Annotated in this window: 12 protein-coding genes; 10 read left to right on the forward strand and 2 right to left on the reverse strand. The window is 59.4% G+C overall.

Features of this window, described 5'->3' with window-relative positions; translation table 11 throughout:
• Positions 1-107 precede the first annotated feature (107 nt).
• Positions 108-1,088, forward strand: coding sequence for a tRNA dihydrouridine synthase (locus tag BLO50_RS10430; protein WP_090252218.1), 981 nt, complete (start codon positions 108-110; stop codon positions 1,086-1,088).
• Between the two features lie 144 nt (positions 1,089-1,232).
• Positions 1,233-1,679: an Hsp20 family protein gene (locus BLO50_RS10435; protein WP_090252221.1), complete on the forward strand. Its 447-nt coding sequence runs from the start codon at positions 1,233-1,235 to the stop codon at positions 1,677-1,679.
• A gap of 48 nt (positions 1,680-1,727) precedes the next feature.
• Here the strand turns inward: BLO50_RS10435 and BLO50_RS10440 are convergent, their stop codons facing one another.
• Entirely contained in the window at positions 1,728-5,027 is a 3,300-nt protein-coding gene (locus tag BLO50_RS10440) for a bifunctional diguanylate cyclase/phosphodiesterase (protein ID WP_090252223.1), read from the reverse strand.
• Between the two features lie 103 nt (positions 5,028-5,130).
• On the reverse strand, positions 5,131-6,024 hold the full coding sequence (locus tag BLO50_RS10445) for a LysR family transcriptional regulator (protein WP_090252225.1): 894 nt from the start codon (positions 6,022-6,024) through the stop codon (positions 5,131-5,133).
• 183 nt (positions 6,025-6,207) lie between these two features.
• Here BLO50_RS10445 and leuC point away from each other — a divergent pair, with 183 nt between their 5' ends.
• The 8 genes from leuC (at position 6,208) to BLO50_RS10485 (ending at position 16,265) form a co-directional block, all read left to right on the forward strand.
• Complete coding sequence (leuC, locus tag BLO50_RS10450; protein ID WP_090252227.1) at positions 6,208-7,635, forward strand: 3-isopropylmalate dehydratase large subunit; 1,428 nt, start codon at positions 6,208-6,210, stop codon at positions 7,633-7,635.
• A 10-nt stretch (positions 7,636-7,645) separates the two neighbouring features.
• Positions 7,646-8,293 carry a 3-isopropylmalate dehydratase small subunit gene (leuD, locus tag BLO50_RS10455; RefSeq protein ID WP_090252229.1) on the forward strand — a complete coding sequence of 216 codons (648 nt, stop codon included), beginning with the start codon at positions 7,646-7,648 and terminating at the stop codon, positions 8,291-8,293.
• A 51-nt stretch (positions 8,294-8,344) separates the two neighbouring features.
• Positions 8,345-9,427 (forward strand): 3-isopropylmalate dehydrogenase, encoded by a 1,083-nt coding sequence (gene leuB, locus BLO50_RS10460; RefSeq protein ID WP_090252234.1) that lies wholly within the window; start codon positions 8,345-8,347, stop codon positions 9,425-9,427.
• Positions 9,428-9,481: 54 nt separating this feature from the next.
• Positions 9,482-10,594 carry an aspartate-semialdehyde dehydrogenase gene (gene asd, locus BLO50_RS10465; RefSeq protein WP_069521323.1) on the forward strand — a complete coding sequence of 371 codons (1,113 nt, stop codon included), beginning with the start codon at positions 9,482-9,484 and terminating at the stop codon, positions 10,592-10,594.
• Between the two features lie 144 nt (positions 10,595-10,738).
• On the forward strand, positions 10,739-11,749 hold the full coding sequence (locus tag BLO50_RS10470; protein ID WP_090252237.1) for an aspartate-semialdehyde dehydrogenase: 1,011 nt from the start codon (positions 10,739-10,741) through the stop codon (positions 11,747-11,749).
• A 154-nt stretch (positions 11,750-11,903) separates the two neighbouring features.
• Positions 11,904-14,723 carry a motility hub landmark protein FimV gene (locus BLO50_RS10475; RefSeq protein ID WP_090252239.1) on the forward strand — a complete coding sequence of 940 codons (2,820 nt, stop codon included), beginning with the start codon at positions 11,904-11,906 and terminating at the stop codon, positions 14,721-14,723.
• Between the two features lie 3 nt (positions 14,724-14,726).
• Positions 14,727-15,593: a tRNA pseudouridine(38-40) synthase TruA gene (gene truA, locus BLO50_RS10480; protein WP_090252242.1), complete on the forward strand. Its 867-nt coding sequence runs from the start codon at positions 14,727-14,729 to the stop codon at positions 15,591-15,593.
• A 51-nt stretch (positions 15,594-15,644) separates the two neighbouring features.
• Positions 15,645-16,265: a phosphoribosylanthranilate isomerase gene (locus tag BLO50_RS10485; protein WP_090252245.1), complete on the forward strand. Its 621-nt coding sequence runs from the start codon at positions 15,645-15,647 to the stop codon at positions 16,263-16,265.
• Positions 16,266-16,310 lie beyond the last annotated feature (45 nt).

Genomic DNA, 16,310 nt, shown 5'->3' on the forward strand with positions numbered 1-16,310 from the left:
TGGGCTAATGCCTGAGCGTTTCACCATCACGCCGCGTACACTACGCGGCGTTTTTCTACCTGCGGCCTTTAGCTAACGCGCGGCACAGCATCTTCAAGAGACTGCCTATGCAAATCGCCCTGGCCCCGATGGAGGGATTGGTCGACGAAATCCTTCGCGATGTACTCACTCAGGTGGGTGGCATCGATTGGTGTGTGACGGAATTTATCCGGGTTACCGAGCGGGTATTGCCCGGCAGCACCTATGAGAAGCTCGCACCTGAATTGTTCAGCAGCGCGCAAACGGCCGCAGGCACGCCGCTGCGCGTACAGTTCCTCGGCTCCGATCCAGCCTGCCTGGCGGATAACGCGGCGTTTGCCTGCACCCTCGGCGCGCCTGTGATCGACCTCAATTTCGGCTGCCCGGCCAAGACGGTGAACAAGTCCCGTGGCGGTGCAGTATTGCTCAAAGAGCCTGAGCTGCTGCATGCCATCGTCCGTGAAGTGCGTCGTGCGGTGCCGGCCGCGATCCCGGTCACGGCGAAAATGCGCCTGGGTTTCGATCACAAGGACTATGCCCTTGAGTGCGCCGAGGCATTGGCCGAGGGCGGCGCGGCGCAGATCGTGGTGCACGCGCGGACCAAGGTTGAAGGCTACAAGCCGCCGGCACATTGGGAGTGGGTGGCCCGGGTACAGGACGTGGTCAAGGTGCCGGTATTTGCCAATGGCGAGATCTGGACCCTGGATGACTGGCGGCGTTGCCGTGAGGTCAGTGGGGTTGAGGACATCATGCTCGGTCGTGGCCTGGTGGCGCGTCCTGACCTGGCCCGGCAGATTGCCGCTGCCAGGGCAGGGCAGGACGTGGTTGCCATGAGTTGGGCTGAGTTGCAGCCGCTGCTTGCGGATTTCTGGCTGCAGGCGCGGTGCAAAATGTCACCACGCTACGCACCGGGGCGGCTCAAACAGTGGTTGGCCATGCTGACGCGCAGCTACCCCGAAGCCACCGAGCTGTTCAACCTGCTGCGCCGCGAAAACGACTGTCTGCGCATTGATGGCTTGCTCGGTATCCAGTTTGCCGAGGTAGAGCCTGTCGAGCAGGCCAGTGCCTGACGATCTGCCAGCCCTTACTGCCGCTGTGGCGCTGTGCAAAACATGCAGCACTTGAAATTTTTCTGAGTCACCACATGTTCAGTGGTGTGGGATGCCGAAATCGGGTCCTGCGCTTATTCACTCGCTGAACATCAGGAGATTTTTATGAGCACTGCATTTTCCATGACACCGCTGTTCCGTCAGTCCGTTGGCTTCGACCGGTTTAATGATCTGTTCGAGTCGGCCATGCGCAACGAGGCAGGTAGCAGCTATCCACCCTATAACGTCGAGAAGTATGCCGACGATCAATACCGCATTGTGGTTGCGGCTGCGGGCTTCCAAGAAGACGATTTGGAGCTGCAGGTCGAGCGCGGCGTGTTGACCGTTAGCGGTGGCAAGCGCGATACCAGCGCCGAGAACGTCACATACCTGTACCAGGGCATCGCTCAGCGCGCCTTCAAACTGTCGTTCCGCTTGGCCGACCATATCGAGGTCAAGGCTGCCAGCCTGGTCAACGGCCTGCTGAATATCGACCTGGTGCGTATCGTGCCGGAAGAGGCAAAAGCCAAGCGCATTCCAATTGGTGCTGGTCGCACTGTGCTGCAGAGCTAAGCAGCGTTGCGGTTAACAACAAGGGCACCTGCGGGTGCCCTTGTTGTTTTACAGGGGCGCCGGGATGCGGTTGTCGTGCAGCAACTGGCGGAACTGCTGCAGTGGCACCGGCCGGCTGAACAGGTAGCCCTGATAGTGGTGACAGCCCTGTTGCTGGAGAAACTCCAACTGATCGACCTGTTCAACCCCTTCGGCAATCATGCCCAAGCCCAGGCTGCGAGCCATGGCGACGATTGCGCGGATAATCTCGGCATCGTTGGCATCGAGGGTGGCGTCGCGCACGAACGACTGATCAATCTTCAGCACATCCACCGGCAGGCGCTTGAGGTAGGTCAGCGAGCTGTAGCCGGTGCCAAAATCGTCCATGGCGAAGGTTACACCGAGGCGTTTGAGGCGATTCATCTTGGCGATGGTGTCGTCGATGTTCTGGATCACGATGCCTTCGGTGATTTCCAGTTTGAGCATCTGCGGCGGCAGGTGGCTGTTGGTCAGGCTGCTTTCTACTCGGTCAACAAAGTCATGCTGACGGAACTGTCGAGGGCTGATGTTGACGCATAGGCTGAACTGCGCGCCGTTGACCATGCCCTGCTCAATCAGGCGGGCGCAGGCGTGGCAGGCTTCGGCAAGTACCCATGCGCCGACTTCAAGAATCAGCCCGCTTTCTTCGAGCACATGGATAAACAGCGCCGGCGACTGCGGCCCGAGGGTTGGGTGCATCCAGCGCAAGAGGGCTTCGGCCCCGATAATCTGGTTGTTCCGTGCATCCACCTGAGGCTGAAAGTACAACTCGAATTCACCCCGGGCGAGCGCCAGACGCAGGTCGTTTTCCAGGCGCAGGCGTTCGCTGGCAGCCTTCTGCATGGTGTTGCGAAACAGTTGGATGCAGTTGCGGCCCGAGTCTTTGGCCCTGTACAGGGCGATATCCGCACGCTTGAGCACATCGGATGGTGTATCGCCGTGGTCAGGCACCAGGGCGATGCCAATGCTGGGCGTGACTTGCAGTTGGTGGCCGTCGAGCAGCATGGGTTCGGCGAGTAAGTGGCGCAGTTTTTCCGCCAGGGCGCGGACCTGTTGCACGACCTTTGAACGCTTGCCTTCCAGGCCGGAAATCAGCACGACAAATTCGTCGCCACCCAGACGTGCCACCGTATCTTCCTGGCGTACGCTGGACTCCAAGCGCGCCGTCACCAGCTTGAGCACCGCATCGCCGACGGGATGGCCGAGTGAGTCGTTGATGTGTTTGAAGTGGTCCAGGTCAATAAATAGCAGGGCGCCACGCAGTTCGTGACGTTTGAGCAGGGCGATTTGCTGGGTCAGGCGATCAAGCAGCAGTGCACGGTTGGGCAGGTTGGTCAGCGAGTCGTGGTAAGCCAGGTGCTGCACCTGAGCCTGGGCTTCCTTGAGCTCGCTGATATCGCGGGCGGTGAGCAGCAGGCAGGGCGTGTTGTTTAGCTCGATGGGTTCAACCGACACCTCAACCAGCTTGATCGTGCCGTCGCGGTGCTTGCCGTGCATTTCCATGTGGTAGACATGACCGTCGCGCTGCAGCCGCTGGATCATCGCGTCACGCTCAGCCAGGTCTGCCCAGACATTGAGCTCCATGGCGCTGCGCCCGATCACCTCGTCAATGTTGTAGCCGGTTAGGCGACCGAAACCTTCGTTGACTTCGATATAGCGGCCGCTGTCGCGTTCGGTAATGGTGATGGCGTCGGGGCTTGAGTGGAACGCCAGGGCGAACTTCTCCTGGCTGGCCTGCAGCTCGGCCTGGGCTTTTTGCCGTTCGCTGATGTCACGGAAGGTGGTGAGGATGCAGGGTTGGTTATTCAGCAGCAGGGGTCTGGTGGACACCACGCAGGTGATCACGCGCCCTTGTTTATCGAGGTAATCCGCCACTTCGTTATGCAGGCTCTTATCGCGTTCGAGCTTGTCGTACAGCGCGGTTCGCACGTCGAGGTCGGCCCAAAAGTTCAGCTCGGTCATGCGCCGGCCGATAATTTCCTCGGGCTGCCAGCCGAAGGCCTGGCTGAAGCTTGAGTTGATTTCCATAGCCACGCCGTCCGGCAGGGTGGTCAGGGCGACGGGGTCGGGGCTGGCTTGGAACAGGTTGGCGAATTTGGCTTCAGAAGCGGCTAGGCGTTGTTCGCGGCGCACACGCTCGCTGATATCGATGAGGATGCCGGCCATGCGTTCAGGTTTGCCGTCGGCGTCGCGGTAGAGCTTGGCGGTGCTTTCCAGGTAATGCACCTCCTTGTTGCCGTACACCGCGCGGTAGGTGACCTGGTAATCCTCGGTGAGTCCCTGCGCCAAGTTATTGAAGTGCTTGCGCATGGCGTGACGATCTTCCAGTGGGACGCAGCTGAAGAACTTGCGAAAATCATCGTGGAAGGGCTCATCTTCCAAGCCGTGTAGCTTTGAGGCGCGCGCCGAGCCAAACAGCATGTTGCTGGGGATGTGCCAGTCCCACGTGCCGAGGTCGGCCGAATCCAGGGCCAGATTCAGGCGCTCCTGGCTATCGTGAAGATCACGCTCCTGCTGGCGTTGCTGGGTAATGTCACGCAGCGACAGAACCAGGCAGGGAATGCCATCCAGGGTAATTTCGCCGCCAAACAGCAGGTTCCGGCGAATGCTGCCATCGCGGTGGTAGAGCGGTACTTCCAGGCCGTTGAGGGTGTTGCTTTTGACCGCATCCATCATCCGTTGGCGATCTTTGAGGCATGCCCAGATGCCCATTTCCAGCGAGGTGCGGCCTAGGGTCTGTTCGCTGGTCCAGCCGAATTGACGTTCGAAACCTGCGTTGATTTCGATAAAGCGGCCGCTGGATTTCTCCGTGATAACCACCGCGTCCGGGCTGTAATTGAAGGCCTGGGCGAACTTTTCCTCGCTGCTGCGCAGTGCCTGTTCGCGGGCTTGCTGGTTGCTGATGTCGCGGATGACACCAATGACACGCTGCTTGCCATCGGCGTCCAGTTGCAGGCTGCCGCTGATCTCCAGCCAGTGCAAGCTGCCGTCCGGCCAGCGAATACGGTGGCGGAAGGCACGGTTGCTGGGGTTGCCAGCGAGCAGTTGTTCAAACAGGCGCAGAATATCCGGACGGTCTTCCTCGGGAATCAGCTCTATATAGTCGATGCGTTTTTTCAGCGGTTGCTTGGGGTCGAGGCCGAACAGCGCCTGGGCGCCCCGTGACCAGCTGACCCGACCGCTTTCGATGTCCCAGTACCAAGTGCCCAGTTTGGCGCCGTTAAGGGCGCGCAACAGGCGCGGGGCATCGTTCCAGGCGCTTTCGAATTCGGCAGGATCCAGTGCCGGGATAAACGGCAGTGGCGGACGGCGATCACTGGATTTAGCCACGACCAACTCTTCCTTTGTATGCGTGGGTTTCCTGGTCGCTGGCTGAGCTACGGGGCTGAGTCATGCAGAAACCTTTCTTATCGTTATAAGCCCACGTTAGCCCCTAGTCGCTGGCCATTGCAAGGCCATCACGCTGAGCATCCAGCAGGTTCATAAAGGCCCGCGCGGCGTTGGAAAGGGTGCGTTCAGTGTGGCTGATATAGCCCAGCTGACGGGTCAGCTGGATGCCCGGTAATGGCAGGCGCGCGACCTGATCATCGAGCATAGTGCGCGGCAGCACGCTCCAGGCCAGGCCGATGGAAACCATCATCTTGATGGTTTCCAGGTAGTTGGTGCTCATGGCGATATTCGGCGTCAGCCCCTGGGCCTCGAACAGGCGCCGCACAATGTGGTGGGTAAAGGTGTTGCCGCCGGGAAATACCGCCGGGTGGTGTGCCACATCGGCCAGGCTGATCGCCTTGCTACGTGCCAGTGGATGCTCGGGTGCAGCGACGAAATCCAGCGGATCGTCCCAAACAGCTACCGCATGCACCGGCTCACGGGTTTCCGGGGCCAGGGTTATCACCGCCAGCTCGGCGCGGCCATGCAGCACTTCTTCATAGGCCACTTCGGAGTCGAGAAACTGGATATCCAGCGCCACCTGTGGATGCGCCCGGGTAAAGGCGCGCAACAGCGGCGGCAGGCGGTGCAGGCCAATATGATGACTGGTGGCCAGGGTCAGGCGGCCGCTGATCTCGCCATTCAGATTGGTCAGCGCGCGGCGCGTATCATCCAGCACATTGAGTATCTGGTAGGCCCGCGGCAGCAAGGCGCGGCCGGCCTCGGTCAGGCTGACCTCACGGCCCAGGCGGTCGAACAGGCGCACATTGAGCTGCTGCTCCAGGCTGGCGATGCGTTTGCTCACCGCCGGCTGGGTAAGGTGCAGGCGTTCCGCAGCCTCGGAGAAGCTGCCCAGCTCGGCGATGGCGATAAAGGCGTTGAGGGTGGCGAGGTCCATGGCGGCTGTTCCTGGCAGTTTGCGGGGCGCAATAGGCGCGGCTCAAGCTTACTTGTATTCCACTGAGGAATCCTTTGGATGAAAAATATGAATTTGAGTAATTTAATGCAAGCCCATAGGATTACCCCATAAGCCAAAGGGTTATTTGCCCAGGCATAGAAACAGGTTGATGAGGGATAGCGGATGGCTGGCAAAACGCTGTACGACAAGCTCTGGGAAATGCACGAAGTGAAGCGCCGCGACGATGGCTCGTCGCTGATCTACATCGACCGGCATATCCTCCACGAAGTGACCTCGCCCCAGGCCTTTGAGGGCTTGCGTCTGGCCGGGCGCAAACCGTGGCGCATCGACGCCAACATCGCCACTCCGGACCACAACGTGCCGACCACCAAAGCCGAGCGTCAGGGCGGCCTGGAAGCCATCGCCGATGAAGTGTCGCGCATTCAGGTGCAAACCCTGGATGAGAACTGCGATGACTTCGGCATCCTCGAATTCAAGATGAATGACATCCGTCAGGGAATTGTTCACGTGGTTGGACCAGAGCAGGGCGCGACCTTGCCGGGCATGACCGTGGTCTGCGGCGACTCGCACACTTCGACCCACGGCGCATTCGGCGCGCTGGCCCATGGCATCGGCACCTCTGAGGTCGAGCATGTGCTCGCCACCCAGTGCCTGGTGGCCAAGAAGATGAAGAACATGCAGGTGCTGGTCGAAGGCAAACTGCCGTTCGGCGTGACCGCCAAAGACATCGTACTGGCCGTGATCGGCAAGATCGGCACCGCTGGCGGCAACGGCCATGCGTTGGAGTTTGCTGGCAGCGCAATCCGCGATCTGTCGCTGGAAGGGCGCATGACCATCTGCAACATGTCCATCGAAGCCGGTGCCCGCGTCGGCCTGGTGGCGGTGGATGAGAAAACCATTGCCTATGTCGAAGGTCGTCCGTTTGCCCCGAAAGGCGCCGATTGGGCCGCCGCTGTGGCGCAGTGGCAGGACCTGGTATCCGACGACGATGCGCATTTCGACACCGTGGTTGAGCTGCGCGCTGAAGACATCAAACCGCAAGTCAGCTGGGGCACTTCGCCGGAAATGGTGCTGGCGGTTGACCAGAACGTGCCGGACCCGGCTGCCGAAAGCGACCCGGTGAAGAAGGATTCGATCATCCGCGCCCTGAAATACATGGGCTTGCAGGCCAATCAAGCGATCACCGATATCCAGCTGGATCGCGTATTTATCGGCTCCTGCACCAACTCGCGCATCGAAGACCTGCGCGCCGCTGCTGAAGTGGCCAAGGGCCGCAAGGTCGCCAGCACCATCAAGCAGGCGATGGTGGTGCCGGGCTCCGGTCTGGTTAAAGCCCAGGCGGAACAAGAAGGGTTGCACCACATCTTTATCGAAGCCGGCTTTGAGTGGCGCGAGCCAGGCTGCTCCATGTGCCTGGCGATGAACCCGGACAAGCTAGGCAGTGGCGAGCATTGCGCCTCCACCTCCAACCGTAACTTCGAAGGCCGTCAGGGCGCTGGTGGGCGTACTCACCTGGTCAGCCCGGCGATGGCTGCGGCGGCGGCGGTGACTGGCCGCTTTATCGATGTGCGCGAATTGATCCAGGCCTAAGGAGCTGACGATGAAAGCCTTTACCCAACACACCGGCCTGGTTGCACCGCTCGATCGCGCCAACGTCGACACCGACCAGATCATCCCCAAGCAGTTCTTGAAGTCGATCAAGCGCACCGGCTTCGGCCCGAACCTGTTTGATGAGTGGCGTTACCACGATGTTGGCCAGCCGAACCAGGACAACTCCAAGCGCCCGGTGAATCAGGAGTTCGTGCTGAACTTCGCGCGTTACCAAGGTGCCAGCGTGCTGCTGGCGCGGGAGAACTTTGGTTGTGGTTCGAGCCGCGAACACGCGCCTTGGGCGCTGGAAGAATACGGTTTCCGCACCATTATTGCGCCGAGCTTTGCCGATATCTTCTTCAACAACAGCTTCAAGAACGGCCTGCTGCCGATCATCCTCAAGGAAGACGAGGTCGATGCACTGTTCCAGCAGGCCGAAGCCACGGTTGGCTACCAGCTGACCGTCGACTTGGCCGCGCAAACCGTGACTCGTCCGGATGGCGTGCAGTACAGCTTCGAGGTCGATGCCTTCCGTAAGCATTGCCTGCTCAATGGCCTGGACGATATCGGCCTGACCCTGCAGGACAGCAACGCGATCAAGACCTTTGAAAGCACTTACCAGCAGCGCAGCCCTTGGCTGTTCGGCGCTATCAAGTAATCAGTGGGCGAGTGCATGTGTCACTTGCCGATTTAATGAGTTGAGAAAAGTATGTCCAAGCAGATTCTGATTCTCCCCGGTGACGGTATTGGCCCGGAAATCATGGCCGAAGCGGTCAAGGTGCTGAACCTGGCTAACGATAAGTACAACCTGGGTTTCGAGCTGAGCTTCGATGACCTCGGTGGTGCGGCCATCGACCGTTATGGCGTGCCGCTGGCAGATGAAACGCTGGACCGCGCCAAGGCCGCCGATGCCATTCTGCTCGGTGCTGTCGGTGGCCCGAAGTGGGACGCTATTGATCCGGCTATCCGCCCGGAGCGTGGCCTGCTGAAAATTCGCTCGCAGCTGGGGCTGTTCGGCAACCTGCGTCCGGCGATTCTCTATCCGCAACTGGCCGATGCCTCCAGCCTCAAGCGCGAAATCGTTGCCGGCCTGGATATCCTGATCGTGCGTGAGCTGACCGGCGGCATCTATTTCGGCCAGCCGCGCGAAAGCAAAGTGCTGGAAAACGGTGAGCGCATGGCCTACGACACCCTGCCGTACAGCGAGAGTGAAATCCGCCGTATCGCCCGCGTCGGCTTCGACATGGCCCGCGTGCGTGGCAAGAAGCTTTGCTCGGTGGACAAAGCCAACGTGCTGGCTTCCAGCCAACTCTGGCGTGCTGTGGTCATTGAAGTCGCCAAGGATTATCCGGACGTCGAACTCAGCCATATGTACGTCGACAACGCTGCCATGCAGCTGGTGCGCGCACCGAAGCAGTTCGACGTGATGGTCACCGACAACATGTTTGGCGACATCCTTTCTGACGAAGCCTCCATGCTCACCGGCTCTATCGGCATGCTGCCGTCGGCGTCGCTGGACGCCAACAACAAGGGCATGTACGAACCGTGCCACGGCAGCGCGCCGGATATCGCCGGCCAGGGTATTGCCAACCCGTTGGCGACCATTCTGTCGGTGTCGATGATGCTGCGTTACAGCTTCAACCAGACGGTCGCGGCTGATGCCATCGAGCTGGCTGTGAGCAAGGTGCTCGATCAGGGCCTGCGTACCGGCGATATCTACAGCGCGGGTACTACCAAGGTCGGCACGGCGGCGATGGGTGATGCGGTAGTCGAAGCGCTGCGTAGTCTGTAATCTTCCTGGCCCGCCGGAGGTCTCCGGTGGTCAGCTTATATAGGTGTAGTGGTTATGAAACGTGTAGGTCTGATCGGTTGGCGCGGCATGGTCGGTTCCGTGCTGATGCAACGCATGCTGGAAGAGCAGGATTTCGACTTGATCGAGCCGGTGTTCTTCACCACCTCCAATGTCGGCGGCCAAGGCCCGGCGATTGGCAAGGAAACGGCGCCCTTGAAGGACGCCTACAGCATTGACGAGCTGAAAAGCCTGGACGTGATCCTCACCTGCCAAGGTGGCGACTACACCAGCGAAGTCTTCCCCAAGCTGCGCGAAGCCGGCTGGCAGGGTTACTGGATTGATGCTGCCTCGTCGTTGCGCATGGATGACAGTTCGGTCATCGTGCTCGACCCGGTCAACCGCAAGGTGATCGACCAGCAGCTGGATGCTGGCACCAAGAACTACATCGGCGGCAACTGCACCGTCAGCCTGATGCTGATGGCGCTGGGCGGCCTGTACGAGGCTGGCCTGGTCGAGTGGATGAGCGCCATGACCTATCAGGCGGCTTCTGGTGCCGGCGCGCAGAATATGCGCGAGCTGATCAAGCAGATGGGCGCAATCAACGCCTCGGTAGCTGATGAACTGGCCGACCCGGCCAGCGCCATTCTGGATATCGACCGCAAAGTGGCCGAAGCCATGCGCGGCGAGTCGTTCCCTGTCGATAACTTCGGCGTGCCGCTGGCCGGTAGCCTGATCCCTTATATCGACAAGGAGCTGCCGAACGGCCAGAGCCGTGAAGAGTGGAAGGGCCAGGCAGAAACCAACAAGATCCTCGGTCGTTTCAAGAACCCGATCCCGGTTGATGGCCTGTGCGTGCGCATCGGTGCCATGCGTTGCCATAGCCAAGCGCTGACCATCAAGCTGAACAAGGATGTGCCGCTGTCGGACATCGAAGGCCTGATCAGCCAGCACAACCCCTGGGTCAAGCTGGTGCCGAACCAGCGTGAAGCCAGTATTCGCGAGCTGGGTCCGACTGCTGTAACAGGTACCCTGAGCGTGCCGGTCGGTCGTCTGCGCAAACTCAACATGGGTTCGCAGTACCTCGGAGCGTTCACTGTCGGCGATCAGCTGCTGTGGGGCGCGGCCGAGCCGCTGCGGCGCATGCTGCGCATCCTGCTGGAGCGTTAATCGCGCGGCGCTGATACGTAAACAGGCTGACTAAGAGGGGCGGGCTGTTGGGCATTCGAGTCAAATCGAGTGCTCAATAGTCCGCTCCTTTGCATTTTGCGGGTGCAGCTATACAGTGCTGGGCTTATTTATCAGAGCCTTGCCATGACCCGTACTTTTGATATTGCCGTAATCGGCGCCACCGGCAGCGTTGGTGAAACCCTGGTGCAGCTGCTGGAAGAGCGCGAGTTCCCGGTGGCTAATCTGCATCTGGTAGCCAGCGGTGAGTCAGCCGGACGCTCCTTGTCCTACAAGGGCAAGAACCTGCGCGTACGTGATCTGGAAACCTTTGATTTTGCCAGTGTGCGGCTGGTGTTCTTCGCTGCTGGCAGCAAGGTGACGCAGAAGTATGCCGCGCAAGCTGCTGCCGCTGGCTGCGCAGTGATTGATCTGGCCAGCGGTTTGCCAGCCGCGCAGGCGCCACGAGTGATTCCCGAGGTCAATCCTGCCGTCTTAGCGAGCTTGACGGCGCCTTATCTGTTGACCAGCCCAAGCGCCCCGGGTATTGCACTGGCCGCGGTGCTGGCGGCGTTGCCTGAGCAAGTGCGTATTCATCGGGTGACTGTGACGGCCTGCCTGGCGGTTTCCAGCCGCGGACGGGAAGGGGTGTCTGAATTGGCGCGGCAGACTGCCGAGCTGCTCAACGGGCGGGCGCTCGAACCGCAGCTGTTTGATCGGCAAATGGCGTTTAATCTACTGGCGCAGGTCGAACAGACTGACAGCTCGGGGCACTCGGCGCTGGAGCAGCAGATTGCCGGCGAGCTTAAGGAGTTGCTGGCCTTGCCCGATTTGCAGGTTGCGGTGACCTGTATTCAGGTTCCGGTGTTCTTTGGCGACAGCCTGAGCGTTTCAGTGCAGGCCGAATCGGCCATCGACCTGAGCCAGGTCTATGCCTCATTGGAAGCCGCGCCCGCTCTGGAGTTGGTCGAGTTGGATGATTACCCAACCGCCGTCGGCGACGCTGTCGGCCAGGATGTGGTCTATGTTGGCCGAGTGCGCGCCGGTTTGGCTGATCCTGCTGAACTCAATTTGTGGATTGCGTCTGATAACGTGAGAAAAGGCGCAGCGCTAAACGCTGTGCAATTAGCCGAGTTGTTGATAAAACACTATCTGTAAAAGATACTTACCAAGAAATTTGAAGAATCTTTCGAGCTTGGCAATACTGGCTGAGTTGATTGCTGGATGGGGTTGCGTCTTCGGGCGTGGTAGGCAGCAATTATCAACATCCTCTCGCTGGCCGAGAAAAAAAGATAAAACAAGGGATAACGCTATGGTTCGGGTTCGCAAACTGGTGCTGGCAATCGCAGCTGCTTCGGCGCTGTCATCCGGTATGGCGCACGCGCTGGGGCTGGGTGAGGTGACCCTGCAATCGGCGCTCAATCAGCCGTTAGTGGCTGAGATTGAGTTGCTGGAAGTGCGTGACCTGGCTTCCAACGAAGTTATACCGACCCTAGCGTCCCCGGAAGCATTCACTAAAGCCGGCGTTGATCGTCAGTTCTTCCTGACTGACCTGAAATTCACCCCGGTGCTCAAGCCCAATGGCAAAAGCGTCATTCGGGTGACCTCCAGCAAACCCATGCGTGAGCCTTACCTGAACTTCCTAGTTGAAGTGCTCTGGCCGAATGGCCGTTTGTTGCGTGAATACACCGTGTTGCTGGATCCGCCGCTGTATACCCCGCAGAGCGTTATTCCTGCAGCAGCGCAAATGCCTGTAGCTGCACCAGCGCCTGCGCCACGTGTGCAAGCTCCTGCTCCTGCTCCGCGCCCGGCCCCAGCTGCAGTTAAGCCTGTAGCGCCTACGACCCCGGCAGCACCTGCTGCGCCAGTGGGCAAACCGCTGGAAGGCAATGAATACAAAACCACCGCCAACGACACCCTCTGGGAAATTGCCCAGCGAGCGCGTGCTGGTGGCAGCGTGCATCAGGCCATGTTGGCAATCCAGGATCTGAACCCGGATGCCTTTATCGGTGGCAACATCAATCGTCTGAAAAACGGTCAGGTGCTGCGTCTGCCTGATGAGCAGCAAGTCAAGAGCCGTGCCCAGGGCGAAGCCCTGGCTCAGGTTGCCGAGCAGAATGCAGCCTGGCGTGAAGGTCGCAGCGTTGCCGCCAGCGCTCGCCAGTTGGATGCCACTAAGCGCACTAGCGCCGCCGCGACTCCAGCCAAGGTGGAAACTGGCGATAGCCTGAAACTGGTTGCTGCTGACAGCGGTAAAGCCACTACTGGCAGCGACAAGGGCGCAGCCGACAGCAAAGCGCTGACTGACAAATTGGCCGTGACCCAGGAAAGCCTGGATTCCAGTCGTCGTGAAAATGATGAGCTGAAAGGCCGCATGACAGACCTGCAGAGCCAGCTCGACAAGCTGCAGCGTCTGATTCAGTTGAAAGACGACCAAATGGCCAAGCTGCAGGCTGATCTTGCTGCTCAAGGCCAAGCCCCAGCTGTTGCGCCTGCCGCCCCCGTAGCACCGGTAGCTGAAGCCCCGGCTACTCCGGTTGAGCCTGCGCCAGAGGCCGCGCCAAAGGATCCAGCTGCTGCTACTCCCGTAGTGCCGGCTGCTACACCTGAAACGGATTTTAACTACAGCGAAGAGCCCGCTGCCCAGCCGGAGACTGCAGCACCTGTTGCGGTGGAACCCGCTCCGATTGCTGCTCCTGAGCCAGCTCCGGTCACCCCTGTTGCTGAAGCACCGGTAGTGGCTGAGCCGCAAGCTGAAAGCAGTACCCTTGATGATTTGTTGGCTAACCCGATTTTGCTGGGCGCTGCAGGTGGTGGTGCACTGCTGATATTGCTGGTGGCGCTGATGATGCTGTCGCGCCGCAATGCACTGAAAGAAGCCGAGCTGCAGGAAAGCTTGGCAGCTGATGACGCCCCGTCCGATCTGGATGCTGGTCTGGACCTTCAGGATGACAGCTTTGCTGGCATGGCTGATGAACTGGATGGTCAGCAAACCGATCTGCCGAGCGAAGAGCGTGTGACTGCGCAAACCGGCGATGCCTTGGGTGAGGCTGACATCTATATTGCCTACGGTCGCTTCCCTCAGGCTGCTGAACTACTACAAAGCGCCATCAATGATGAGCCTCAGCGCAGTGATCTGCGTCTGAAATTGATGGAAGTCTATGCCGAGATGGGTGACCGTAATGGTTTTGCCCGTCAGGACAGCGAGCTGCGTGAGATTGGTGGCAGTGCTGCCGAGCTTGATCAGATCAAGGCCCGCTACCCAGCTATGGCCGTTGCTGCTGGCGCAGGCTTTGCTGCCGCAGCTGCTGCTGAAGAAAGCCTGGACACCTTCAGTCTGGACGATCTTGCTCTGGACGAGCCTAGCCCGAAAGCCGCTGCTGGCGATCAAGACGATGCATTCGATCTGAGCCTGGATGATCTCGAGTCTGAGCTGGATCGTGATCTGCAGGCTGCCGGTAACACTGCTTCGCTGGATGATCTGGATAGCTTGTCACTTGATGACGATCTGGACTTCAGCTCGCCGGTTGAGCAAGCCGACAACAAGGATGACGACCTGGGTTTTGATCTGAGTCTACCTGAAAGCGGCGATACTGGTCTGGATCTGAGCGGCGATCTGGCTGATTTCAGTCTGGATCTGGATACTCCGGCCAAGCCTGCGGCAGCTGCCGAAGACGACTTTCTGCTGAGTCTGGATGACGAGCTAAGTGCAGCGCCGATCGTGGCTGAGTCAGGTTTTGATCTGCCGAGTGAGCAAGCGGGTGGTGATTTCGACTTGTCGGCTGATTTCGACCTGTCGCTGAATGATGATGCGCCTGCGCAGCCATCAAGTGACAGTTTCGCTGCTCAGTTGGATGAAGTTAGCGCTGAGCTGGACCTGTTGTCTGATGACTTGGATCAGCCAGCGGATCTGGGTATGCCGACAAGCACTGCTTCGTCTGGTATGGATAATGACGATGACTTCGACTTCCTCTCGGGTACCGACGAGACAGCAACCAAGCTCGATCTGGCGCGTGCCTACATCGATATGGGTGATACCGAAGGTGCTCGCGATATCCTCGATGAAGTCATCACCGAAGGTAACGAAGGTCAGCAAAGTGAAGCGCGTGAGCTGATCGCTAAATTGGTTTGATACATGTCTGATGGTCTTACTACAACGGCAGCCGAATCGGCTGCCGTTGGCGTTTTCAAGATAGCCCTGGGTGTCGAGTACAAAGGTTCGCGCTATCGTGGTTTTCAGCGTCAGCGTGCAGGCGTGCCTTCAATTCAGGAATCGCTGGAAAAAGCCCTTGCGAAAGTCGCCGGCGGCGTTCCCGTAACCCTGAGTTGTGCCGGGCGTACCGATGCACTGGTGCATGCCAGTGCCCAGGTGGTGCATTTCAGTACGCCGGTCGAGCGCTCCATGCATGCTTGGGTCATGGGCGCGAATATGAATTTGCCTGGTGATATCAGCGTGACGTGGGCCAAGTCGATGCCGGCGCACTTTGATGCGCGTTTTTGCGCCCAGGCGCGGCGTTACCGTTATGTGATCTATAACGACCAGATTCGCCCGGCGCATATGGCCGAAGAGGTCACGTGGAATCATCGGCCGCTGGATGTCGAGCGCATGCGCCAAGCCGCGCAGTGTTTTATCGGTACCCATGATTTCAGTGCCTTCCGTGCCCGCCAGTGTCAGGCCAAGTCGCCGATCAAAACGGTGCATCACCTTGAGCTATTGCAGCACGGACGGTTTATCGTGCTGGATATCCGCGCCAATGCCTTTCTGCATCATATGGTGCGCAATATCGCTGGGGTGCTAATGACCATTGGTGCGGGCGAGCGGCCGATTGAGTGGGCGCAGGAAGTGCTGGAAACCCGCGTGCGGCGTACCGGTGGAGTGACTGCGCACCCTTATGGTTTGTATTTGGTGCAGGTTGATTACCCCGAGGAGTTCGACTTGCCCAAACGCTACTTGGGGCCGCACTTTCTTTCCGGCTTGCCTGATGTGGCGGCTGACGCCTGAAAGGCTATTTGCTAGCATCCGGCTTCCACTGAATTTATCGAGGTCATCCTGTTGTCAGCCGTTCGCAGCAAGGTTTGTGGCATTACCCGCATAGAGGACGCATTGTCGGCTGTCGAGGCGGGCGCTGATGCAATTGGCCTGGTGTTCTATGCCAAGAGCCCGCGCGCGGTCACGCTGCAGCAAGCGCGCTCGATCATTGCTGCTTTGCCACCTTTTGTGACCACGGTGGGCCTGTTTGTCGATGCCAGTCGTTGTGAGCTAGGTGAGATTCTCGATGCTGTGCCGCTGGATTTGCTGCAGTTCCATGGCGACGAGAACCCTGAAGACTGTGATGGCTACCATCGCCCCTATATCAAGGCGTTACGGGTCAAGCCGGGCGATGACATTGCTGCGCAGGTGGCGCTTTTCAAGAATGCCAGTGGTGTCCTGCTGGACACCTATGTGCCAGGCATTCCGGGGGGGACGGGGGAGGCCTTCGATTGGTCGCTTGTGCCTCAAGGCTTGAGCAAGCCGGTTATTCTGGCGGGCGGCCTGACGGCTGAGAATGTTGCCCAGGCCATCGCTCAGGTGCGTCCCTATGCCGTGGATGTCAGTGGTGGCGTCGAAAAGACCAAGGGCATCAAGGATGCTGAGAAGATTCGCGCTTTTATGCAGGCGGTAAAGACTGCTTAAGGTGCGCAGGGTTGATGTGACGACGCTGCTGGCTTGGTCGTCCAT

It is taken from the genome of Pseudomonas peli (genome assembly GCF_900099645.1).
GTDB lineage: Bacteria > Pseudomonadota > Gammaproteobacteria > Pseudomonadales > Pseudomonadaceae > Aquipseudomonas > Aquipseudomonas peli.